The organism is Arthrobacter sulfonylureivorans, from assembly GCF_022637435.1.
GTDB lineage: Bacteria > Actinomycetota > Actinomycetes > Actinomycetales > Micrococcaceae > Crystallibacter > Crystallibacter sulfonylureivorans.
Genome location: NZ_CP093326.1, coordinates 1,568,499 through 1,590,356, shown reverse-complemented (window position 1 = coordinate 1,590,356; position 21,858 = coordinate 1,568,499). Strand labels below are relative to the sequence as shown.

The following is a 21,858-nucleotide window of genomic DNA, read 5'->3' as shown; positions in this document are numbered from 1 at the left end:
TGCCACCCGACCGTTGCATGAGAAGCCCGGCCGGGGTCCGTTATTGCCTGCGGCGTCATGCCGAGGAAAGTCCGGGTGAACAGATATGAAAGCCTTTGAAACAAGCCGTCCGGCTGGAACGAGGGAGGTCCTGTCCGGCCGATGGCCGACAGCAACGCCGTTGAGTGCCGCGGAAGGCTCCTGAAAGGCTGCACCTGGAACGTGGATCCTGCCTCAACGGCTGCTCGGCTTGCGTGATCCGGAGCATCCGGGCAGGATTCCTCGCCGGTTAATCCCGGGGGTGCTCTTCCACTTTAGCACCATCTGTGTCCACTGCCAGTTTCAGAACACGCCAACTCCCCGGCATGTCGTGCTGCTCCAGGTGGGCGGCGATGGCCTTCTGGACCTGCGCCGCTTCCGCCTCGTCCGCGGCGAGCGTCATGACGGTGGGTCCGGCGCCGGAGACGACGGCGGCATGGCCCTGGCTGCGCAGCGCATCGATGAGCGCGGCACTGGGTTCCATGGCCGGTGCCCGGTGCCGTTGATGCAGCCACTCTTCGGTTCCGGCCCGCAACAGGGACGGGTCGCGGGTGAGTGCCTGGACCAGCAGTGCGGCGCGGCCGGAATTCGCGGCAGCAACGTGGTGCGGCACCGAAGCGGGCAGCAGATTACGTGCCGTTTCGGTGGAGAGTTCATAGGAGGGAATCGCCACCACCGGCACGATGTCATGGCAGATCGGAACACAGGTGCTGTAGAACACCCCGACTTCCTCCCAGGAGATGGCCAACTGGCCGCTCAGGGCCGGCGCCACGTTGTCGGGGTGGCCTTCCAGGCCGGAACAGATCTGCAGGATCTTCCCGGCGCCCAGGCGTTCCTGCTCCGGAAGCAGGGCATTGGCCAACAGCACTGCGGACACCACCGCGGCGGCGGAGGAACCCATCCCCCGCCCATGCGGGATCAGGTTTTCGGCTTCCAGACGCAACCCACCGGCGTCGTACCCGGCCTGGCGCAGCGTGCTGCGCAGCGTGCGGATGATGAGGTGCGATTCGTCCGTGGGCAGGTTGGCCGCGCCTTCGCCCGTGACGGACGCCTGGAAGACGCCGTCGTCGGTCGGCTCCACCGTGACGGTGTCATAGAACGCCAAGGCCAGGCCCAGGCTGTCGAAGCCCGGACCCAGGTTGGCGCTGGTGGCCGGCACCCGCACCGTGATGCGCTGGCCGGGCGCTATGCGGCCGGCCACCGCGGCGTCCTCCCCTGCCAAGGTGCTGCTACTCAAGACCCAGGGCGGCGGCCACGCTGACCACGTCGAAGTCGACCTTGATCGGCGACGCTTCGCTGCCATCCTCGGTTCGCAGTGCCCACTGCGGGTCCTTCAGGCCGTGACCTGTGACGGTAATGACGATGGTCTTGCCGGACGGCACTTCGCCGGCGGCGTGCTTCTTGATCACGCCGGCCACGCCTGCAGCAGAGCCCGGCTCGACGAAGACGCCCTCCTTCGAGGACAGCCAGCGGTGCGCGGCCAGGATCTCGTCGTCGGTCACGGAATCGATCAGCCCGCCGGACTCGTCGCGGGCAGCGATGGCGGTGTCCCAGGAGGCCGGGTTGCCGATCCGGATCGCGGTGGCGATGGTCTCCGGTTCGGTCACCGGGTGTCCCAGCACCAGCGGGGCGGCACCGGCGGCCTGGAAGCCCCACAGCGTCGGGGTCTTGGTGGCGACCGGGCCGAGCATGCCGGCAGTGGCCGACTCGTACGGCGCGGCGTACTCCTGGTAGCCCTTCCAGTAGGCGGTGATGTTGCCTGCGTTGCCCACCGGCATCACGTGGATGTCCGGGGCATCGCCCAGGTAGTCAACTGTCTCGAAGGCCGCCGTCTTCTGGCCCTGGATGCGTGCCGGGTTCACCGAGTTCACCAGGAACACCGGGTAGGCCTCGGAGAGTTTGCGGGCCACTTCTAGGCAGTTGTCGAAGTTGCCGTTGATCTGGATGATTTCGGCGCCGTGCGCGATCGCCTGGCTCATCTTGCCCATGGCGATCTTGCCGGCGGGAACCAGCACCGCGCACTTCAGCCCGGCCTGGGTGGCGTAGGCAGCCGCCGAGGCGGAGGTATTGCCGGTGGATGCGCAGACTACCGCCTTGGCACCCGCCTCCACCGCTGCCGTCATGGCCATGGTCATGCCGCGGTCCTTGAAGGACCCGGTGGGATTCATCCCCTCCACCTTCAGGTACACCTCGGAGCCGGTCAGCTCGGAGAGGGCCTTGGCCCGCACCAACGGGGTGCCGCCTTCGCCGAGGGTGATGATCTCGGTCTGCTCCGTTACCGGCAGCCGGTCCGCGTACTCACGGATAACGCCGCGCCATTGGTGGGCCACTTAGATTCCTTCTACTCGCAGGACAGAGATAACAGCGTTGACAATGTCGAGCCCGCGCACGGCTTCGACCGTCGCGGCCAGCGAAGCCTCGGACGCCCGGTGCGTGACGAAGCGCAGCTCCGCGGTCACCTGGCCGCCGTCGTTGGCAGTGTCATGGGGGTCTTCGGCATGAATGGTTTGGCGCATCGTCTCGATGGAGACGCCGTGCTCGGCGAAGACGCCGGCAATCTGGGACAGCACGCCCGGCTGGTCGGCCACGTCCAGGCCGATGTAGTAGCTGGTCTTGACCGAGTCCAGTCCGACGGCGGGCAACTGGACCGTGGCGGTCTCGGTCCGTCCCGGGCCGCCGCCAACCATGCGTCGGCCGGCGCTGACCACATCGCCCAGCACGGCGGAGGCGGTCGGCGCCCCGCCGGCGCCCTGGCCGTAGAACATCATCTCGCCGGCGTTTTCGGCCTCCACGAAGACCGCGTTGAAAGCTCCGTGAACGGCCGCCAGCGGGTGCTGGCGCGGCAGCAGGGTCGGGTGGACGCGCACGGCCACGCCCTCGCGGCCGTCGAGGCCGCGCAGCCGCTCGGCGATGGAGAGCAGCTTGATCACGTAGCCGGCGTCCTTGGCCGCGGCAATGTCGTCCGCCGTGATGGAGCTGATGCCCTGGCACTGGACGTTGGCCAGATCGAACGGGGTATGGAAGGCCAGCTCGGCGAGGATGGCTCCCTTGGCTGCGGCGTCATGGCCTTCGACGTCGGCGGTGGGATCGGCTTCGGCGTAGCCGAGTTCCTGCGCTGCGGCCAGCGCGTCGGCAAACTGGGCGCCGGTGGAATCCATCTGGTCCAGGATGTAGTTGGTGGTGCCGTTGACGATGCCCATCACCTTGGTGATGCGGTCACCCGCCAGCGACTCGCGGATGGGCCGCAGCAGCGGAATGGCGCCGGCAACCGCGGCTTCGAAGGAAAGCTCGACGCCGGCTTCGTCGGCGCGGGCGTACAGGTCCTGGCCGTCGGCCGCCAGCAGTGCCTTGTTACCGGTGACGACGGCGGCGCCGTTGTCGATGGCGCTGCGGATCAGCGTCCGCGCCGGTTCCAGCCCGCCGAGCAGCTCGATCACGATGTCGGCGTCCTTGATCAGCGGCTCGGCCTCGGTGGTGAACAGCTCGGCTGGCAGGTCCACGGTTCTCTTGGCGGCCACGTCTCGCACGGCGATCCCGGTCAGTTGCAGCCGTGCGCCGGTACGCGCGGCGAGCACTTCGGCGTCGTCAATCAGGATCCGGGCCACCTGGGCTCCGACGTTCCCGCATCCCAACAGTGCTACTTTCAGCGTTTTCATGCTGCCCAAACTCTCAGTCTTTTATCTCGCTCGCCATGCCTGCTGCCCACCGGGCGTCAGCCCAGGTCGCGGGCCAGCAGGTCGTCTTCGGTTTCGCCGCGGATGATCAACCGCGCCTCGCCGCCGCGCACGGCAACCACAGGCGGCCGGGCCACATAGTTGTAGTTGCTGGAAAGCGCCCAACAATAGGCCCCGGTCGCCGGCACCGCCAGCAGGTCCCCCGCCTCGATGTCCTCGGGCAGGTAAACGTTCCTGACTACAATGTCACCGCTCTCGCAGTGTTTACCAACCACACGGGAAATAATCGGCGCTGCTTCCGTCACACGGGAAGCCAACACGGCCGAATAATCGGCGTCGTAGAGCACCGGGCGGGCGTTGTCGCTCATGCCGCCGTCCACGGACACGTAGCGCCGCGGACGGCTTCCGCCGCCGTCCACGTCCACCTGCACGGTCTTCCGGGTGCCGGCCGAGTAGAGGGTGAAGGTGCTGGGTCCGGCGATCGCGCGGCCCGGCTCAATCGAGATCCGCGGCACCGGGATGCCCAGCCGCTCGGTGGCAGCGCGCACGACGGCGGCCATCGCCTGGGCGAGTTCGGCCGGCGGCCGCGGGGTGTCGGCTTCGGTGTAGGCGATGCCGTAGCCGCCGCCCAGATCGAGTTCGTGCAGGTCAACACCGTGTTCGTCGCGGACCTGCGCCACGAAGGTCAGCAGCCGCTCGGCCGCCAGCGCGAAACCTTCGGGCTCGAAGATCTGCGAGCCGATATGGCAGTGCAGGCCCAGCAGGTTGATCGACTCGTGCGCCAGCGCCGCCGCCACGGCCTGCGCGGCGGGCGAGCCGGCGGACGGAGCCGGCGCCCCGGCGTCGTGCTCCGTGGCCTCCTGCTGCTCGCCGGCGCCGGCCATCGAGAGGCCGAACTTCTGGTCTTCGTGCGCGGTGGCAATGAACTCGTGCGTGTGCGCGTGCACGCCGGGGGTCAGCCGTAGCATCACGTTGGCCATCTCGCCGCGGGCAGCCGCGATGGCGCCGACCCGAGCCAGTTCATCCAGGCTGTCCACCACGATGCGGCCCAGCCCCATGTCCAGGGCGCGGTGGATTTCGGCGTCCGACTTGTTGTTGCCGTGCAGGCCCAGGTTTTCCCCGGGGATGCCCGCGCGGGCGGCAACGGCCAGCTCCCCGCCGCTGCAGGTATCCAGCCGAAGCCCTTCCTGGGCCACCCAGCGGGCAATTTCCACGCTGAGGAACGCCTTGCCGGCGTAGTAGACGTCCACGCCGCCACAGAGCGAGCTGAAGGCATCGTCGAAGGCCTGCTTGAAGGCACGCGCGCGGGCGCGGAAGTCGTCCTCGGACACCACAAACAGCGGCGTGCCGAACTGCTCCTTGAGCTCGCCGACGCCGATGCCGGAGACTTCCAGCTCTCCGGCTGCACCGCGGGCCACGTCCTGGGCCCACAGCTTGGCGTCCAGCGCATTGACATCCTGCGGGCAGGTCAGCCAGTCCGGGGCCAGGCCAGACGCGGCGCCGGATTCGTGTGCTGCGGGCATTACATCCTCTCCGGGGCGCTGACGCCCAGCAGGTCAAGGCCGTTGGCCAGCACCTGGGTCACGGCGGTGTTCAACCACAGCCGGGTACGGTGCGTGTCGGTAACTTCGCCGTCGCCAATCGGGGTGACGCGGCAGGCGTCGTACCAGCGGTGGTAGGCGCCGGCGATGACTTCCAGGTGGCGGGCGACGCGGTGCGGTTCGCGGAACTTCGCAGCCATGGCCACCACCGACGGGTAGGCGCCCAGCACGGCCAGCAGTTCATTCTCGGTGGCGTGGTCCAGCAGCGACGCGTCGAACGCGCTGCGTTCCACGCCGGAGGCGGCAGCATTGCGGGCGACGGCGCAGGTGCGTGCGTGGGCGTACTGCACGTAGTAGACCGGGTTGTCGTTGCTGTGCTTCACCAGCAGGTCCAGGTCAATGTCGATGTTCGAATCGGCGTGCGAGCGGGTCAGGGCATATCTGGCCGCATCCACGCCCACTGCGTCGACGAGGTCCTCCATGGTCACCACGGTGCCGGCGCGCTTGGACATCCGCATCGGCTTGCCGTCCTTAACCAGGTTGACCATCTGGCCGATCAGCACTTCCACCCGGTCGGCGCTGTCGCCCATCGCGGCCGCGGCGGCCTTGAGCCGAGCGACGTAGCCGTGGTGGTCGGCGCCGAGCATGTAGATGCACAGGTCGAATCCGCGGTCGCGTTTGTTCTTGAAGTAGGCGATGTCGCCGGCGATGTAGGCTGCGTTGCCGTCCGATTTGATGACCACGCGGTCTTTGTCATCGCCGAAGTCGGTGGACTTCAGCCACCACGCGCCGTCGTTGAAGTAGAGGCTGCCGGAGCCTTTCAGCTCTTCCAGCAACTTCTCGACGGCGCCGTCCTCGAACAGCGAATTCTCGTGGAAGTACACATCGAAGTCCACACCGAATTCGTGCAGCGATTTCTTGATGGCCGTGAACATCAACTCCACGCCGCGACTGCGGAATTCTTCCTGCGGGTCCGCGGCGGAGAGCGCGTCCGGGTTCTGTGCCAGCACCGCGTTGGCGATGTCGGCGATGTAGTCTCCGCCGTAGCCGTCCTCCGGCGCCGGCTCGCCCTTGGCTTTCGCCAGCAGGGAGCGGGCAAAGCGGTCGATCTGCGAGCCGTGGTCGTTGAAGTAATACTCGCGGGCCACGTCCGCGCCTTGGGCAACGAGGATGCGCGCCAGCGAATCGCCGAGCGCGGCCCAGCGGGTGCCGCCCAGGTGGATCGGCCCGGTGGGGTTGGCGGAGACGAATTCCAGGTTGATGCGCTGCCCGGCCAGGTCGTCGCTGGTGCCGTAGCCGGTTCCCGCTTCGACGATACTCTTGGCGAGCAGGCCGGCCGCGGCGGCATCCACGGTGATGTTGAGGAAGCCTGGCCCGGCAATCTCAACCCGGGCGACGCCGTCGATCTTCTCCAGACGGGCACTGAGAATCTCAGCAAACTGGCGCGGATTCATGCCGGCCTTCTTGCCCAGCTGCATGGCAATGTTGGTGGCCCAGTCCCCATGCTCCCGGTTCTTCGGACGCTCCACCCGGACCTCGTCCGGCATTTCGACGGCGAAATCGCCGGCGTCGACGGCGGCCTGCAGGCAGGCGGCAATGGCAGCGGAAAGTTCTTCAGGAGTCACCCCACAAGCATAGGGCAATCGCTTCTGCCGCCCGGCTTTCCACGGCCCGGCTGTGACGGGGCTCGCACCGAGCTTTCGCGGAGGGCGCGGCCGCTCCCCCCACAACGGTGCTTCAAGCGTGCAGCGTTGCGCATTTCTTCTGGCGGGTCGGATGCTGATAAGCTCAATAGGTCCCGCAGGGCATCAGGCGAACAGCCGGTGCCGCGCCCTCGTAGCTCAGGGGATAGAGCGTCTGCCTCCGGAGCAGAAGGCCGTAGGTTCGAATCCTATCGAGGGCACTGATGAAGCAGGACCTGGGATTCCCCGGCCACACGGCCGGGGATTCCTTCGTTAACCTGCCCTACCGGGCTGCGCTGGCTGCGGGCTGGCGATCCCGCGTTACCGCACCGCCGGCGGCGCCGCTGCCGCGGAAGGTTCGGCGGTAGGCCGCCGGGCTCACGCCGACGGACTTGGCGAAATGGTGGCGCAGCAGCACGGCCTGGCCGAATCCGGTGATCCGCGCAATTTCGTCGATGTTCAGGTCCGATTCCTCCAGCAGCTCCTGCGCGCGGAGCACCCGCTGCGCGTTGATCCAGGCGGCCGGCGTGGCACCGGTTTCGGCCCGGAACCGGCGCGCGAACGTGCGCTCGGACATATGCACCCTGTCGGCCAACTGGGCGACCGTCACGTCCTGGGCCAGGTTTTCATCCAGCCACACCAGCAGGTCTTTCAGTGTGTGGCAGCCGGCCAGCGACATCGGGCGGTCAATATACTGCGCCTGCCCTCCGGCCCGGTGCGGCGGTACCACCATGTCCCGCGCGATGGCCGTGGCCACCGAGGCCCCGAGTTCGGTCCGGACCAAGTGCAGGCAGGCGTCGATCCCCGCGGCCGTCCCGGCACTGGTGATGATGCGGTCGTCCTCGACGTACAGCACGTTTTCGTCGACTTCGATCTGCGGATAGTTGGCCGCCAACTGATGGGAGTACTGCCAGTGCGTTGTGGCGCGGCGCCCGTCCAGCAGCCCCGCTTCGGCCAGCACAAAGGCCGCCGAGCACACGGACAGCACCCACGCGCCGCGGGCATGCGCGGCGTGAAGGGCGTCCCTCAGCTCATCGGGGACCTGGTCCATCTGCTGGTAGGGCGCAACCACCACCAGGTCTGCGTCGGCGGCCGCCTCCAGTCCAAGCGGGACGTTGAGCGAGAATCCCAGCTTGCTGCTGACCACTCCGGGCACAGTCGTGCAGATCCGGAAGTCGAACGCCGGAACGCCTGTGCCACGGTCGGACCGGTCGAGGCCGAAGACTTCGCAGACCACCCCAAACTCGAACGGCGCGGCCCCCGGAAGCACCACCACAGCTACTGTTTTCAACATGCAACTAGTATGGCAGTTTTTTGTGCTTTATGGTCGTTTCTGCCACTCTTTTTTCCGCTCCAGCGGGATCACCATAGAGGCATGGAACTCTTTCTGATTACCGCACTTGCACTCTTCGTCATCGTCGCCACCATCCGAATGATCATCCGTGACGGCCGCGGCGCCACTCCGCCGGAACCTTCACACGCCGATTGGACCGCCGGCTCCGTCCCGAGTCGCCCTTATTCTGACCTCCCCCGGTTGGTTTGAGCAGACCGTGGGCTGGCCAAAATCCACGCCGATCTAAATCCCACCCCGAGCCCGACCGCAACCCGGCCGGGCTTCGTCTTGCTACTGGCGGTGGGCGAACAAGTCCCGCAAGAGTGCAATCTCGGCCAAATGATGAATCATTTCCCGGTTGATGTGCAGCACCAGCGTCCCCATGGACCGGTCGGCAAAGGCGCCTTCCGCCGGACCGCACGGCCGGCCAAGCCCGTCCTCGTCGAGTGCCCGGACCCCGTGGAGCCAGCGCTCGTAGTATTCGTCCAGCAGGGCCAAGGCCCCGGCTGCGGTCCCGGGATACTCGAAGGACTCGTAGCCCACCCGTGGGCCGCCAAAGTGTGAGGCGTTCCGACTCCCCAGCACCCCCACCAGAATGTGGTTCAGGCGCCAGGCCACCGTGGTTACCGGCGGCGGTTTCGGTTCCGGGACGGCGAATTCGATGACGAAGTCTCCGGCGCCAACTGCCATCTGGGCGGTGCTGGTGCCACGGTGGCGGACGTTCCAGCAGCCTTCGGCGGGCTCCCAGAAATACTCCTCGTCCGTGAGTCCATGCAACCGGGGCCGAGCCTGGGCGTCCCAGTGCCAGGTCAGTTGCTCGACCAATTCCACTGCAGCATTGAAAGACATCGCCGTTCCCATCACGCTTGCAACTCCGCCACGCGGGCCGTCGAGTCCATCTTGGAGGGTCAGCCCGTCCTTGCCCAGTGTCCAGTGCCCCTGGGCCGACCTTGAGGCCGTCATCACGGACAGCTCTTGTCCGCAATCATGAGTAGATTGGTCGTAGTCCGGAAATTCCGGTTCCCGTCCACAGCGGAAAACACCCGCCAGGGCGGCCGCTTCAGACACAGGTGACCATGCTCGAAACGTCAGCACGGCTGCTGCAATTGCTTTCCCTGCTCCAGATGCGCCGGGAGTGGACCGGCTCCGCCCTGGCCGAGCGGATGAGCGTCACCGAGCGCACGGTGCGCCGGGACATCGGCAAACTGCGCAACCTGGGTTATCCCATCAACGCCTCCCCCGGCGTGGCCGGCGGCTACCAGCTGGGTGCCGGTGCCCAGCTTCCGCCGCTGCTGCTTGACGACGACGAGGCCCTGGCCGTGGCGCTGGGCCTCAGCGCGGTGACGGCCAGCCCGGTGGCCGGCGTCGGCGAAGCTTCGCTGCGGGCCCTGACCAAGCTGGAGCAAGTGCTGCCCTCGCGGCTGCGGCCCAAGTTCTCCACGCTGAAGAATGCCGTGGTCACCCTGGCCGGACCCACCGCCGCGGTGGATCCCGAGGTGCTGACCGGGATTTCCAGCGCCGTGGCCGAGCGGCGCGTGATCGGCTTCCGCTACGCCAAGGCCGACGGTGAATCCTCCCGCCGGCTGGCCGAACCGTACCGACTGGTGGACACGGGCCGCCGTTGGTATCTGGTGGCCTTCGACACGGGCAGGCAGGACTGGCGCACCTTCCGGGTGGACCGGTTCGAGTCGGTCCCGACGCCGCGGGAACGCTTCGCCCCGCGAAAACTGCCGCAGCCGGACCTCGCCGCGTACGTCCAGCAGTCGATCACCCGGTCCCCGTACCAGTTCGACGTCGTGGTGCGGATCGACGCTCCGCTGCAGGCGGTGGCCGAGCGGATCCCGCCGAACATCGCCACCCTGTCCGACGACGGCGGTGCCACCGTGCTGCGCGCAGGTTACGACTCGCTCGACTATCCCCTGGTCCAGCTGGCCGCCGTCGGTTTCGCCTTCGAGATCCTGGAACCGGCGGAATTCCGGCAACGCGCTGCGGAGCTCGCCGACCGCTTGTCCGCCGCCGCGGGCACGGAAACGGCGGCCGCCCCACCCGCGTAGGTGGGACAGCCGCCGTCGTACGCTGCCGTGGGCTGTTGCGCCGGGAGCGCCGGTTGCTACTGGAGCATGGTGCGGTCGTCCACCACGCCCTTGATCTTTTCGAACTCGTGCAGCAGGTCCGGCACGGTGGCCTTCAGCTTCTGCTCTTGATCCAGGTCCAAGATGATCCGGCCGTCATGCATCATGATCAGCCGGGTGCCCAGCCGGAGTGCCTGCTCCATGTTGTGCGTGACCATCAGGGTGGTCAGCTGATGGCGGTCCACCACCTCGGCCGTCAGCCGGCTGACCAGTTCCGCACGCTGCGGATCCAGTGCGGCGGTGTGCTCGTCCAGCAGCAGGATCTTGGGACTGCTGAAGGTGGCCATCAACAGCGACAGGGCCTGCCGCTGGCCGCCCGAGAGCAGTCCCACCTTGGCCTTTAGCCGGTTCTCCAGCCCCAGTTCCAAAGAGCGCAGCTCCTCTTTGAAGAACTCGCGCTTCTTGCGGGTCACGCCCGGGCGCAAACCGCGCCGCTTGCCGCGCTCGTAGGCGATGGCCAGGTTCTCTTCGATGGTCATTTCCGGCGAGGTGCCGGCCATCGGATCCTGGAAGACGCGTCCGATGAAGCGTGCGCGCTGATGGTCTGCGAGCCTGGTGACGTCCTTGCCGTCAATGCTCACTGTGCCGGTGTCCGGACGCAGCTTGCCGGAAGTGATGTTCAGAATGGTCGATTTACCGGCGCCGTTGCTGCCGATGACCGTGACAAATTCGCCGGCCGCCAGCGTCAAATTGATGTCCTGCAGGGCAACGCGCTCGTTGACCGTGCCCGCGAAGAAGGTCTTGTGAACGTTCTTGATATCCAGCATGTCAGCCCTTCGCTCCCGTCAGGGATTTCTTCATCTTCCCCAGACCACCGACCCGGGCGAAGACCTTCCATTGCGGAAGGAGCAGCGCCATCACCACCAGCACGGCGGAGACCAGCTTCATGTCGGTCTGCTTCAGTCCGGCTTCCAGGGCCAGCTGGATGACCACGCGGTACAGCACCGAGCCGAACACGACGGCCAGCGTGGCGATCCAGATCAGGCGGGTGCCGAAGATTGCCTGGCCGATGATCACGGAGGCGAGGCCAGCCAGGATCAGGCCGATGCCCATGCCGATGTCGGCAAAGCCTTGGTACTGGGCAATGAAGGCCCCGCAGAGTGCTACCAGTCCGTTGGACAGTGACAGGCCGAGGATCTTTTGGTTGTCGGTGCTGACGCCGAAGCTGCGGATCATCTGTTCGTTGTCGCCGGTGGCCTGCATGGCCAGTCCGACGTCGGTGTGCAGGAACCAGTCCATGACCACCTTCACCGCCAGCGCGACCAGCAGGAAGATGGCGATGGCGCCGATGCCACCGAGCAGGCCTGCTTCGCGCAGCGGAGTGATCAGGGTTTCTTCACGTAAGAGCGGAAGGTTGGCCTTGCCCATGATGCGCAGGTTGATGGAATAGAGGGCGATCATGGTGAGGATGCCTGCCAGCAGGCCGTTGATCTTGCCCTTGGTATGCAACAGGCCCGTGACGGCGCCGGCGGCCATGCCCGCAATAAAGGCCAAGACCGTCGCCAGGACTGGTGGCATGCCGTTGATGATGCTGATGGCGGCAACTCCGGCACCGGTGGTGAAGCTGCCGTCGACCGTCAGATCGGGAAAATTGAGGATGCGGAAGGTCAGATAGACCCCCAGGGCCATGATCGCGTAGATCAGCCCAAGCTCAACCGCGGTAATCATAGGTAAAGGACCTTGGTTCTCTCGTGGGGTCCGTCCGGCGGCCGGGGTGGCCGGACGCCGGACGGACTGCGGACTTCGTCAGCTCGCGCTGGAAATGCCTTCGGGTTTACTTGAAGACGTGGTCGGCCTTGGCCTTGGCAGTGAAGCCATCGGGCAGCGTGACGCCGGTGCGCTTGGCAGCGGCCTCGTTGACGTATAGTTCCAGCTCGGTCTGGGTCTCCACCGGCATGGATGCCGGCTCGGCCTCGCCCTTGAGGATCTTTACGGCCATCTCACCGGTCTGGTAGCCCAGCTTTTCGTAGTTGATGCCGTAGGTGGCCACCGTGCCGCGCTTCACCGAGTCGCCTTCGGCGGCGATGGTGAGGATCTTCTTGGACTCGGCCACCTGGATCAGCGACTCGAGGGCCGAAACGACGGCGTTATCGGTCGGGACGTAGAACGCGTCGACGTCCAGCGACTCGGCGGCCTGCTGGACTTCGGTCGAGTTGGAGATGGCCGCTTCCTTGATCTCCAGGCCCAGTTTCTTGCCGGCTTCCTTGGCCCACTCAACCTGGACGCCGGAGTTGACCTCGCCCGAGGAGTAGACAATGCCCACGGACTTCGCGTCCGGGTTCAGCTCCTTGACCAGGGCCAACTGTTCTTCGACGGGGTTGCGGTCGGACGTACCGGTGACGTTGGAACCCGGGGCGTCCATGCTTTCCACGAGGTCGGCGGATACCGGATCGGTGACGGCGGTGAACAGGATCGGGGTATCCACGATGGCCTGGACGGCCGCCTGGGCGGTCGGCGTGGCGATCGCCAGGATGAGGTCCTTCTTGTCGCTGGCGAACTTGCCGGCGATGGAGGTGGCCGTGGCCTGGTCGCCCTGCGCGTTCTGCTCGTCGTAGGTCACGGTCTCACCATCGACGTAGCCATTGTCGGCCAGCGCCTTCTTGAATCCTTCGCTCGCCGCGTCCAGGGACGGATGCGAAATAATCTGGCTGATGCCGATTTCTACGGATTCGGTGGCGCCATCGGCTGCGTTGCCCTCGGACGATGCCGAGTTGCCGCATGCCGAAACCAGCAGGGTGGTGGCCAGCAGGCCTGCACCCAGGCCGAACATGGTCGAACGTTTCTTCACGGTGTTCCTTTCGAATGTCCATCATGTGCCGGTAGTCCGGCACATTTCCGCCGTGCTGCCCCTCCCCGGCGCAGCTGTTGCGGTCCGCCACACACGGCAGCGTCATCGGCGCCGGAGATATGGCAGGCGATCCCTGCGGAAAGCGTCCTGAAGATCTTACCTGTGAACCGAGTCACATTGTCTAATCAGAACCGCGGGGTCAGGACAACCATATGAGATTCGTCTCCCCCGCCGGACAAATTGCGTCCCTATGTCGCCGGATAGTTATTTTCGTCCACCAGCGGCTGGCTGCCCTGGCTCCCCGTCCGGCCGGGCCGGGGCCGCCGGTCCAGCCGTTAGACTGTGATCAATCATGGCTGTGAATATCACGTATCCCTCGGCCCTGCCCGTTTCCGAGCGGCGCGAGGACATCATGGCGGCCATTGCCGCAAACCAAGTGACCGTCATCGCCGGCGAAACCGGTTCCGGCAAAACCACCCAGATCCCGAAAATGTGCCTGGAGCTGGGCCTGGGCGAGAAGGGTCTGATCGGCCACACCCAGCCCCGGCGGCTGGCGGCCAGAACCGTGGCCGAGCGAATTGCCGAAGAGCTGGATGTGAAGATCGGCGAGGAAGTGGGCTTCCAGGTCCGCTTCACCGGCGTAGTCGGCCGGGAGACGCGGATCAAGCTGATGACCGACGGCATCCTGCTGGCCGAGATCCAGCACGACAAGCTGCTGAAGAAATACAGCACCATCATCATCGACGAGGCGCACGAACGCAGCCTCAACATCGACTTCATCCTGGGCTACCTCAAGCGCGTCCTGCCGAAGCGCCCAGACCTGAAGGTGATCATCACCTCGGCCACCATCGATCCGGAGCGATTCGCCCGTCATTTCGGCAGCGACGACGACCCGGCGCCCATCATCGAGGTCTCCGGCCGGACGTACCCGGTGGAGATCCGCTACCGCCCGCTGAACCAGCCAGCGGACTCGGACGCCGACAACCCGGACCCGGACGAACTGGAGGAAGACCGGGACCCGCTCGACGCCGTCTGCGATGCAGTGGACGAACTGTCCCAAGAAGCACCCGGCGACATACTGGTCTTCTTCTCCGGCGAGCGCGAAATTCGCGATGCCGCCGACGCCCTCGCGGCCAGAATCAAGACCAACCGCCGGCTGGCGGGCACCCAGATCCTACCCCTCTATGCCCGGCTCTCACTCGCCGAGCAGCACCGCGTTTTCTCCCACGGAGGCCAGCGCCGGATTGTGCTGGCCACCAACGTGGCCGAGACCTCGCTGACCGTTCCCGGCATCAAGTACGTGATCGACACCGGCACGGCGCGCATTTCCCGCTACTCGCACCGCACCAAGGTCCAGCGACTGCCGATTGAACGAATCTCGCAGGCCTCGGCCAATCAGCGCTCCGGCCGCTGCGGCCGTGTCAGCGACGGGATCGCCATCCGGCTCTATTCCGAAGAGGACTACGACTCCCGGCCGGAATTCACCGACCCCGAAATCCTGCGCACCAACCTGGCCGCCGTCATCCTGCAGATGACCGCCATGGGTGTTGCCCGGGACTCCAAGGACATTGAGGCGTTCCCGTTCGTGGAGCCGCCCGAGACCCGTGCCATTAACGACGGCGTCACGCTCCTGCGCGAACTCGGCGCCCTGCCCGAACCCGGCGGCAAAGGCGGGGCGGCGGCGAAAGGCGGACTCACCGCCGTCGGGCGCAAACTGGCGCTGCTGCCGGTGGACCCTCGGCTGGGCCGGATGATCGTGGAAGCCGGCCAGCGCGGATGCGTGCGCGAGGTGATGGTGCTGGCGGCGGCGCTGACCATCCAGGACCCGAGGGAACGTCCCACGGACCAGCAGCAGCAGGCCACCGAGAAGCACAAGCGCTTCGTGGATGAGAAGTCCGACTTCACCGGCGTCCTGAACCTGTGGCGCTATCTGCAGGAGAAGCAGCAGGAGCTCTCCTCGACCCAATTCCGCAAACTGTGCCGCACCGAGTTCATCAACTACCTACGGGTCCGGGAATGGCAGGACCTGTTCGCGCAACTGCGCCAGCTTGCCAAGCCGCTGGGCATCACGCTGGAGTCCGGGCGGGATGTGGACCCCACCGGCAAGCACGATGACATCCACAAGTCGCTGCTGGCCGGCCTGCTCAGCCACATCGGCGCGTATGAGGAACGTAAACGCGAATACGCCGGCGCCCGCGGCACCCGGTTCGCCATCTTCCCGGGCTCGGCACTGTTCAAGAAGTCGCCGGACTGGGTGATGGCGGCCGAGCTGGTGGAAACATCGCGGCTCTGGGCCCGGGTGGCGGCTACCTTCGACCCCGCGTGGGCCGAAGAGATTGCGCCGCAACTGTGCAAGCGAACGTATTCGGAGCCACACTGGTCCAAGAAGCTGGGCTCGGTGATGGCCTATGAGAAAGTCACGCTCTACGGAGTGCCGATTGTCCCGCAACGGCGGATCCAGTACGGGCGGATCGACCGTGAGCTCAGCCGCGAGCTGTTCATCCGCCACGCCCTGGTGGAAGGCGACTGGCGCACGCACCACAAGTTCTTCCACCGCAACCGCAGGCTGCTGGCGGAGGTGGAGGAACTGGAAACCCGGATGCGCCGCCGCGACCTGCGCGTGGACGACGAAACACTGTTCGAGTTCTACGACGAGCGGATCGGACCCGACGTGGTCTCCGAACGGCACTTCGACAAGTGGTGGAAGGACGCCCGCGCGGACGATTCCACCCTGCTCGATTTCGATCCGGACGCGGTGCTGGCCGCCGACGCCGAGGAACTGGACGCATCGGCGTTCCCGAAGACCTGGCAGCAGGGGTCGTTCGAGCTTCCGCTGAGCTATGAATTCTCGCCGGTGGCACCGGGCGCGACCCCGGATCCGTCCGACGGCGTGACCGTGCACGTGCCGGTCCTGTTCCTAAACCAGCTGGACGAAGCCCCCTTCCGCTGGCAGATCCCCGGACTTCGGGTGGAACTGGTGACAGCGCTGATCAAGTCGATGCCTAAGCAGATCCGCAAGAACTTTGTCCCGGCCCCTGACGTGGCCCGGAGCGCGGCGGCAGCCCTGGCAGCGGACTTCAACCCGGCCGAGGATGCGCTGGAGCCCTCGCTGGAACTGGTGCTGCGCCGGTTGAAGGGGCACATCATCCCGCCCGGTTCCTGGAATTGGGACACCGTACCGCCGCACCTGCGGATGACCTTCCAGGTGCTGGACGGCAAGGCCAAGGTGCTGGACGAGGCCAAGGACCTGGCGAAGCTGCAGCAGGAACTGGCGCCGGCCAACCGGCGGGCCATCGCCGAGTCCCTGGGCGCGACGCCGGGTCTCCACGCGGCCGCGAGCGGCCTTGGTCGACCACCGGGCCAGCCGTCGCCGGACAAGGGCCGCGGCGCCGCCGGCAAGAAACACGGCAAGCACGGTGGCCGGCAAGGAGCCGCGGCCGGAGCCGCCCCCGGTGCCGGCGCACCACCGTCGGCCTCCCCCGGGCTGACTACCGGTGGCGTGCAGGAACGCAGCGGCCTGACCGCCTGGCCGGATGGTGACCTGCCCCGCGAGGTCAAGCGCGAGGTGGCCGGCCACACCGTGACCGGATATCCGGCGCTGGTGGACGAGGGCGCCACCGCGGGTGTCCGGGTCTTCCAAACCCCGGCGAGCCAGCAGGCGGCCATGCGCTCGGGCGTCATCCGGCTGCTGGTGCTGCGCGTTCCCTCGCCGCAGCGGTATGTGCTGGACCACCTGAACAACACGGAGAAGCTGACCTTCACGCAGAACCCGCACGGCTCGGTGGCGTCGCTGATTGATGACTGCACCCAGGCTGCGGTGGACAAGCTGGTCCCCGCCGAGCTGCCGTTCACCAAGGCCGGCTTTGATGCTCTGTACGAGCAGGTCCGCGCCGAGCTGATCGACACCGTCTTCACCGTGACCGCGATTGTGGAAAAAATCCTCTCCAGCGCCCGGCGGATCCAGAAGGAACTGAAGTCCAACGCCAGCCTGGCCCTGATCAGCCCGCTCTCCGACATCAAGAGCCAACTGGAGCAGCTGGTCTACCCCGGATTCGTGGCCGCTACCGGCTACGCACAGCTCAGCCAACTGCCGCGCTATCTGGAGGGCATCGAGCGCAGGCTGCAGAAACTGCCCACGGCCGTGGGCCGGGACGCACAGCAGATGTCCGTGGTGCAGCGGCTCGAAGACGAGTACGACGACGCCCGGGCGGCCCTAAAACCGGGCAGCCTGGACGGTTCCGGACTGGACAAGGTGCGCTGGATGCTGGAGGAACTGCGGATCAGCTTCTTCGCGCAGGAGCTGGGCACGGCCTTCTCGGTCTCCGAAAAGCGCGTCCGGGCAGCCCTGCACGAGGCCCTCGCCGGCTGACGCTGACCTCAGGGTTTGGCGCCCACGTCAGGGGCTGGCCGCGAGGGCCGGGCCCGAGGTCAGGGGCAGGCCTCGACCTCAGGGGTTGCTGCCCCTGCTCTCAGCGTCACCACAGGGTTTGGCGCCCACGTCAGGGGCTGGCCGCGAGGGCAGGGCCCGAGGTCAGGGGCAGGCCTCGACCTCAGGGGTTGCTGCCCCTGCTCTCAGCGTCACCACAGGGTTTGGCGCCCACGTCATGGGTTGCTGCCTCACATCTGGACGACGCAGGGTGATCTGGACGCCAAGCCCTGACCTCGCGGGCAGCCGCGACGCCCGGGCGATGTCCGCCCGGCGCTACCAGGCGAAGCACCGGATCAGTCGGCCGGGACGAAGTCCCCGTGGCCCGCGTCGCGAAGCGCTGCCCGAAGCCGCTTGGCTGATGCCTCCATCACGTCCGGATCGGGATTCTGCTGGGCGCGTTTGAAGTCGAACTCGGCCTCCGAGTTCGACGGCCAGACGTGCAGGTGCAGGTGGTCCACTTCGAAACCGGCGATGATCAGGCCCGCACGGGCGGCGCCGAAGGCCTCCACCTGGGCCTTGCCGATGGTCTGGGCGACCGCCATGAGTTTCTGCAGCAGTTCGGCCGGGGCATCGGTCCAGCGGTCCACTTCCTGCCGCGGCACCACCAGCGCATGGCCGTCCGCGAGCGGACCGATGCTCAGGAAGGCCACCACCTCGTCGTCCTTCCAGACGAAGCGGCCGGGAATCTCGCCGTCGATGATCTTGGTGAAGAGTGTGCTCATGTACGCAATCCTTATCAGTCAGTAAGTCAGTAAGTAGGTCAGTCAGTCAGTCAGTTGGGCAGCGGTCAGCGGATCCGTGGACCGGCGAAGGTTCAGTCGTTGAGCGAGGCGATGTCCAGCACGAACCGGTAGGCAACGTCGCCGGCCACCATCCGGTCATAGGCCTGGTTCAGCTCCGGGGCGCGCACCAGTTCGACGTCGGCGGTAATCCCGTGTTCGGCGCAGAAATCGAGCATCTCCTGGGTTTCGGCGATGCCACCGATGTTCGATGCGCCGTAGGCAATCCGGTGGCGCATCAGCAGGTTGACCGGCACCGGCGGCATCGGCTCGGGCGGCACACCCAGCTGGATCAGCGCGCCGTCGCGCCGGATCGTCCGCAAGTACGGCGCCAGGTCGTGGGCCGCGGACACCGTATCGATCACCAGGTCCACGCTGCGTCGGGCTGCGGCGAGCGCCTCGTCATCGCCGGTCACCACCACGTGGTCGGCACCGAGCGCACGGGCGGAATCGGCCTTGTCCGGCGAGCTGGTGAAGACCGTCACGGACGCGCCCATGGCCTTGGCCAGCTTGACGGCCATATGCCCCAGCCCGCCGAGCCCCACCACGCCGACGGAATCGCCGGCTTCCACGCCGAAATAGCGCATCGGCGAGTACGTGGTGATGCCGGCGCACAGCAGTGGTGCCGCCGCGGCCGGATCCAGCTCCGGCGGCATCCGCAGCACAAAATTTTCATCGACGACGACGGAGGTTGCGTATCCGCCCTGCGTCACCTCACCGCCGTGGCGCCGGTCGCGGGCGCCGTAGGTGCCCACCGCGCCCTTGTCGCAGTACTGTTCCAGCCCCTCGTCGCAGGCGGCGCAGTCGCGGCACGAGTCAACCATGCAGCCCACGCCCACCAGGTCACCCACGGCGTGCAGGGTCACGTCCTGGCCGATGGCGGTGACCCGGCCGACGATCTCGTGGCCGGGCACCAGCGGGTAGTCGATCTCGCGCCACTCCCCGCGGACGGTATGCACGTCGGAATGGCAGAGGCCGCAGAACGCGATGGCGATCTCCACGTCGTGCGCCTCCGGGTCGCGGCGTTCAACCTGAAGCGGGACCAGCCCGGAATCGGGGGCCTCCACTCCGTAGGCCGAGGCCGTGTTCATGCTGCTCCTCGATGTCTGCCGGTCCGCGGCCGCGTGGGCCAACTGTTCCTGCTCCGGTGAAAGCGGTTTTCCCAGCGGCGGGGGTGCCGGACGGCCAAGTGTCATGAGCCCGACGCTACCGTTTGCCGGACCGCCATGCCACCGGGACGCACCGTGTGTGACGCTCCGGATTCCGTGGTGCACGACGCCGGACGGCTGCCGTTCACGGCGTGGCGCCCGTGGCTATCGGCAGGTCCGGATGCCCGCACCACTGAGACCACGAACCGGGAAACAAGGCCGCATCGATGCCTGCCTCGGCCAAGGCCGCAATCTGGTGCGCGGCGTTGATACCCGAGCCGCAATAGACAGCCACGTCCCGACCGTCGGCGCCCAGGTCCTTGAACCGCGCGGCGAGTTCCGCGGCGGGCAGGAACTGTCCACCGGGGGCGAGATTCTCCGTGGTCGGCGCATTCACCGCGCCCGGAATGTGCCCTGCGCGCGGGTCCACCGGCTCCTGTTCACCTCGATAGCGCTCGGCGGCGCGGGCATCAAGCAACAGCGAGGTACCGGCGAAGTCCAGCACGTCGTCCAGCTCCAGACGGGGCATTCGCCCGCTGCCCAGCTGGACGTTTCCCAGCGATGCCAGCTCGTCGCCGTTGTCGAGTTCGTACCCTTCGGCGCGCCACGCGGCCAGTCCGCCGTCGAGCAGGTACACGGCGTCGAAGCCGCCGTCGCGCAGCAGCCACCACACCCGGGCGGCGGACAGGCCGCCGTTGTCGTCGTAGGCCACCACCACGTCGTCGTTGTTGATACCCCAGTCCCGTGCGGCCTCGCGGAAGGCCTCCGGCTCCGGCAGCGGGTGGCGTCCGCCGGCCGCCGACGGCGCGGACGCAAGTTGCGACGGCAGGTCAACGTAGACCGCACCGGGGATATGGGCCTGGCGGTAGCGGCGTTGGCCGTCGCCGTCGCGGTCGCCGAGTTTCCAGCGGACATCCAGCAGTACGGTGCGCTGTCCGGAGATCATCCGTTCACGCAGCGTCTGCACGTCCATCAGAGTCCTCATGAGATCTCCTCCTGACTGCTGGCGGGCGTCGTTGCCCGCCGGTGTCCGGCCAGTCCATCACAGCGGCGGGTACCGGGCCAAGCGTCCGCCCGGACACCGCCTGCTCCAACGGTCAGGCCAGTTCCACGCTGTCCCCCGGCGACAGGTGCCGGTAGCTGGTGCCGTAGTGGCCGCCGAAGAGCGTCACGTGCTTTTCCACCAGCGGCAGGCCGCGGTCGCTGAGCCCGGCGTCGTGGATCGGGTAGGCATGCTCGGCGCGCATGGCCGTGACAAAGTCGATCACCTCGGCCGTCTTCGACCACGGCGCGTGGATGGGCACCAGCACGTTCTTCACCATCAGCCCGTGCGGCACGATGAACGAATCCCCCGGGTGGTACAGATTGTCATTAATGACGTAGCCGATGTTGGCCACCACCGGAATGTGCGGATGGATCAACGCATGCTGGCCGCCGAAAGTGCGGATGCTAAACCCTGGCACCACGAACTCCGTCTCAGGTTCGGCGGCGTGGATCCGCGCCGACGCCGCCGGGGCGAGCGCTCGGAGCTCGGCCGCAACCGAAGCCGGAGCGTACAGCTGCATTCCGTCCGTCTCCGCGAGCAAGGCCAGCACCCGGTCCCGGTCCAGGTGGTCCGCGTGCTCGTGGGTCACCAGGACGGTGGTGGCCCCGTCGAGAGCCTGTTCCACCTCGGAGAAATTGCCGGGATCGATCACCAGGATGTGCCCATTCTCTTCGAGCCGGACGCAGGAATGGGTGTATTTTGTCAGCTGCATGGCACCAACCCTAACCGCGCCGGGCGTCAGGCGGTATGGCGGCCCCGCCGGCCCGGCAAATCAGGCCTGCTGGTAGGCTGGAAAGAGCCCACGGGCGTCCAGAACCAGCAGCAAGGAGCCGAAGCGGCCATGTCCGTCCCGTCAGCCAAACCGCAGGCGCAGCGCCGCGGTCCGGAGCAGCGAGTCACCCGCCAGCGGGTAGCGGTGGCCACCGCCTTGGACAGCCTGGAGGACTTCGTCAGCACCCAGGAACTGCACCGTTTGCTGCAGGAACGCGGCGAGCCGGTCTCCCTGGCCACCACCTACCGAATCCTGCAGTCCATGGCCGACGACGGGCAGTTGGACGTGATGCGCAACGGCGAGGGCGAAGCGGTCTACCGGCGCTGCGCCGTCGAGCATCACCACCATCACCTGCTGTGCCGGAACTGCGGCAAGACCGTGGAGATCGAGGCTCCTGCGGTGGAGCAATGGGCGGCGCGGATGGCACGGGAGCACGGCTTCACGCAGGTGGCGCACACCGTGGAAATGTACGGGCTGTGCCCGGAATGCAGCGCCGCCCAGTAACGCCATCGCCCCG

17 protein-coding genes and 1 tRNA gene are annotated in these 21,858 nt (G+C 66.9%); 4 read left to right on the top strand and 14 right to left on the bottom strand.

Annotated features, from left to right (window positions below; genetic code table 11):
• Positions 1 to 268: 268 nt before the first annotated feature.
• The 5 genes from thrB to argS are packed head-to-tail and all read right to left on the bottom strand — an operon-like array spanning position 269 to position 6,858.
• The gene (gene thrB, locus MNQ99_RS07600) at positions 269 to 1,255 is read right to left on the bottom strand and encodes a homoserine kinase (RefSeq protein ID WP_241915002.1); all 987 of its coding nucleotides are present in this window, start codon (positions 1,253 to 1,255) and stop codon (positions 269 to 271) included.
• Entirely contained in the window at positions 1,248 to 2,348 is a 1,101-nt protein-coding gene (thrC, locus tag MNQ99_RS07595; protein WP_127511444.1) for a threonine synthase, read from the bottom strand. The genes thrB and thrC overlap by 8 nt, the downstream gene beginning before the upstream one ends.
• Positions 2,349 to 3,674 carry a homoserine dehydrogenase gene (locus MNQ99_RS07590; protein ID WP_422387506.1) on the bottom strand — a complete coding sequence of 442 codons (1,326 nt, stop codon included), beginning with the start codon at positions 3,672 to 3,674 and terminating at the stop codon, positions 2,349 to 2,351. It abuts the gene before it with no gap.
• 56 nt (positions 3,675 to 3,730) lie between these two features.
• Complete coding sequence (locus tag MNQ99_RS07585; protein WP_241915000.1) at positions 3,731 to 5,215, bottom strand: diaminopimelate decarboxylase family protein; 1,485 nt, start codon at positions 5,213 to 5,215, stop codon at positions 3,731 to 3,733.
• Positions 5,215 to 6,858 (bottom strand): arginine--tRNA ligase, encoded by a 1,644-nt coding sequence (argS, locus tag MNQ99_RS07580; protein WP_127511441.1) that lies wholly within the window; start codon positions 6,856 to 6,858, stop codon positions 5,215 to 5,217. The genes MNQ99_RS07585 and argS overlap by 1 nt, the downstream gene beginning before the upstream one ends.
• A 205-nt stretch (positions 6,859 to 7,063) precedes the next feature.
• Between argS and MNQ99_RS07575 the strand changes: the two genes are divergently transcribed.
• Positions 7,064 to 7,136, top strand: a tRNA-Arg gene (locus MNQ99_RS07575).
• Positions 7,137 to 7,198: 62 nt separating this feature from the next.
• On the opposite strand, the gene MNQ99_RS07570 is transcribed toward MNQ99_RS07575, so the two are convergent.
• Positions 7,199 to 8,209 carry a GlxA family transcriptional regulator gene (locus tag MNQ99_RS07570; protein WP_127511440.1) on the bottom strand — a complete coding sequence of 337 codons (1,011 nt, stop codon included), beginning with the start codon at positions 8,207 to 8,209 and terminating at the stop codon, positions 7,199 to 7,201.
• Positions 8,210 to 8,539: 330 nt separating this feature from the next.
• Positions 8,540 to 9,097 carry a DinB family protein gene (locus MNQ99_RS07565; RefSeq protein WP_127511439.1) on the bottom strand — a complete coding sequence of 186 codons (558 nt, stop codon included), beginning with the start codon at positions 9,095 to 9,097 and terminating at the stop codon, positions 8,540 to 8,542.
• A 227-nt stretch (positions 9,098 to 9,324) separates the two neighbouring features.
• Between MNQ99_RS07565 and MNQ99_RS07560 the strand changes: the two genes are divergently transcribed.
• Positions 9,325 to 10,302, top strand: coding sequence for a helix-turn-helix transcriptional regulator (locus MNQ99_RS07560; protein ID WP_127511438.1), 978 nt, complete (start codon positions 9,325 to 9,327; stop codon positions 10,300 to 10,302).
• Between the two features lie 56 nt (positions 10,303 to 10,358).
• Here MNQ99_RS07560 and MNQ99_RS07555 read toward each other — a convergent pair whose 3' ends face one another.
• From MNQ99_RS07555 to MNQ99_RS07545, 3 genes are all read right to left on the bottom strand, one after another.
• A complete protein-coding gene (locus tag MNQ99_RS07555; protein WP_127511437.1) occupies positions 10,359 to 11,147 on the bottom strand; it encodes an ABC transporter ATP-binding protein in 789 nt (262 codons plus the stop codon).
• A gap of 1 nt (position 11,148) precedes the next feature.
• The gene (locus tag MNQ99_RS07550) at positions 11,149 to 12,048 is read right to left on the bottom strand and encodes an ABC transporter permease (protein ID WP_127511436.1); all 900 of its coding nucleotides are present in this window, start codon (positions 12,046 to 12,048) and stop codon (positions 11,149 to 11,151) included.
• A gap of 106 nt (positions 12,049 to 12,154) precedes the next feature.
• Positions 12,155 to 13,150: an ABC transporter substrate-binding protein gene (locus MNQ99_RS07545; protein ID WP_241915299.1), complete on the bottom strand. Its 996-nt coding sequence runs from the start codon at positions 13,148 to 13,150 to the stop codon at positions 12,155 to 12,157.
• A gap of 370 nt (positions 13,151 to 13,520) precedes the next feature.
• Here MNQ99_RS07545 and hrpA point away from each other — a divergent pair, with 370 nt between their 5' ends.
• Positions 13,521 to 17,537, top strand: coding sequence for an ATP-dependent RNA helicase HrpA (hrpA, locus tag MNQ99_RS07540; protein ID WP_241914999.1), 4,017 nt, complete (start codon positions 13,521 to 13,523; stop codon positions 17,535 to 17,537).
• 353 nt (positions 17,538 to 17,890) lie between these two features.
• On the opposite strand, the gene MNQ99_RS07535 is transcribed toward hrpA, so the two are convergent.
• The 4 genes from MNQ99_RS07535 to MNQ99_RS07520 all read right to left on the bottom strand — a co-directional run bounded on the left by MNQ99_RS07535 (position 17,891) and on the right by MNQ99_RS07520 (position 21,281).
• Entirely contained in the window at positions 17,891 to 18,319 is a 429-nt protein-coding gene (locus MNQ99_RS07535; protein WP_127511434.1) for an HIT family protein, read from the bottom strand.
• 92 nt (positions 18,320 to 18,411) lie between these two features.
• The gene (locus MNQ99_RS07530; RefSeq protein WP_277883610.1) at positions 18,412 to 19,572 is read right to left on the bottom strand and encodes an NAD(P)-dependent alcohol dehydrogenase; all 1,161 of its coding nucleotides are present in this window, start codon (positions 19,570 to 19,572) and stop codon (positions 18,412 to 18,414) included.
• A gap of 97 nt (positions 19,573 to 19,669) precedes the next feature.
• A complete protein-coding gene (locus MNQ99_RS07525; protein ID WP_241914998.1) occupies positions 19,670 to 20,509 on the bottom strand; it encodes a sulfurtransferase in 840 nt (279 codons plus the stop codon).
• Positions 20,510 to 20,621: 112 nt separating this feature from the next.
• Positions 20,622 to 21,281, bottom strand: a complete 660-nt coding sequence (locus MNQ99_RS07520; RefSeq protein WP_241914997.1) for an MBL fold metallo-hydrolase — start codon at positions 21,279 to 21,281, stop codon at positions 20,622 to 20,624.
• Between the two features lie 129 nt (positions 21,282 to 21,410).
• Here MNQ99_RS07520 and MNQ99_RS07515 point away from each other — a divergent pair, with 129 nt between their 5' ends.
• On the top strand, positions 21,411 to 21,845 hold the full coding sequence (locus MNQ99_RS07515) for a Fur family transcriptional regulator (RefSeq protein ID WP_127511430.1): 435 nt from the start codon (positions 21,411 to 21,413) through the stop codon (positions 21,843 to 21,845).
• Positions 21,846 to 21,858 lie beyond the last annotated feature (13 nt).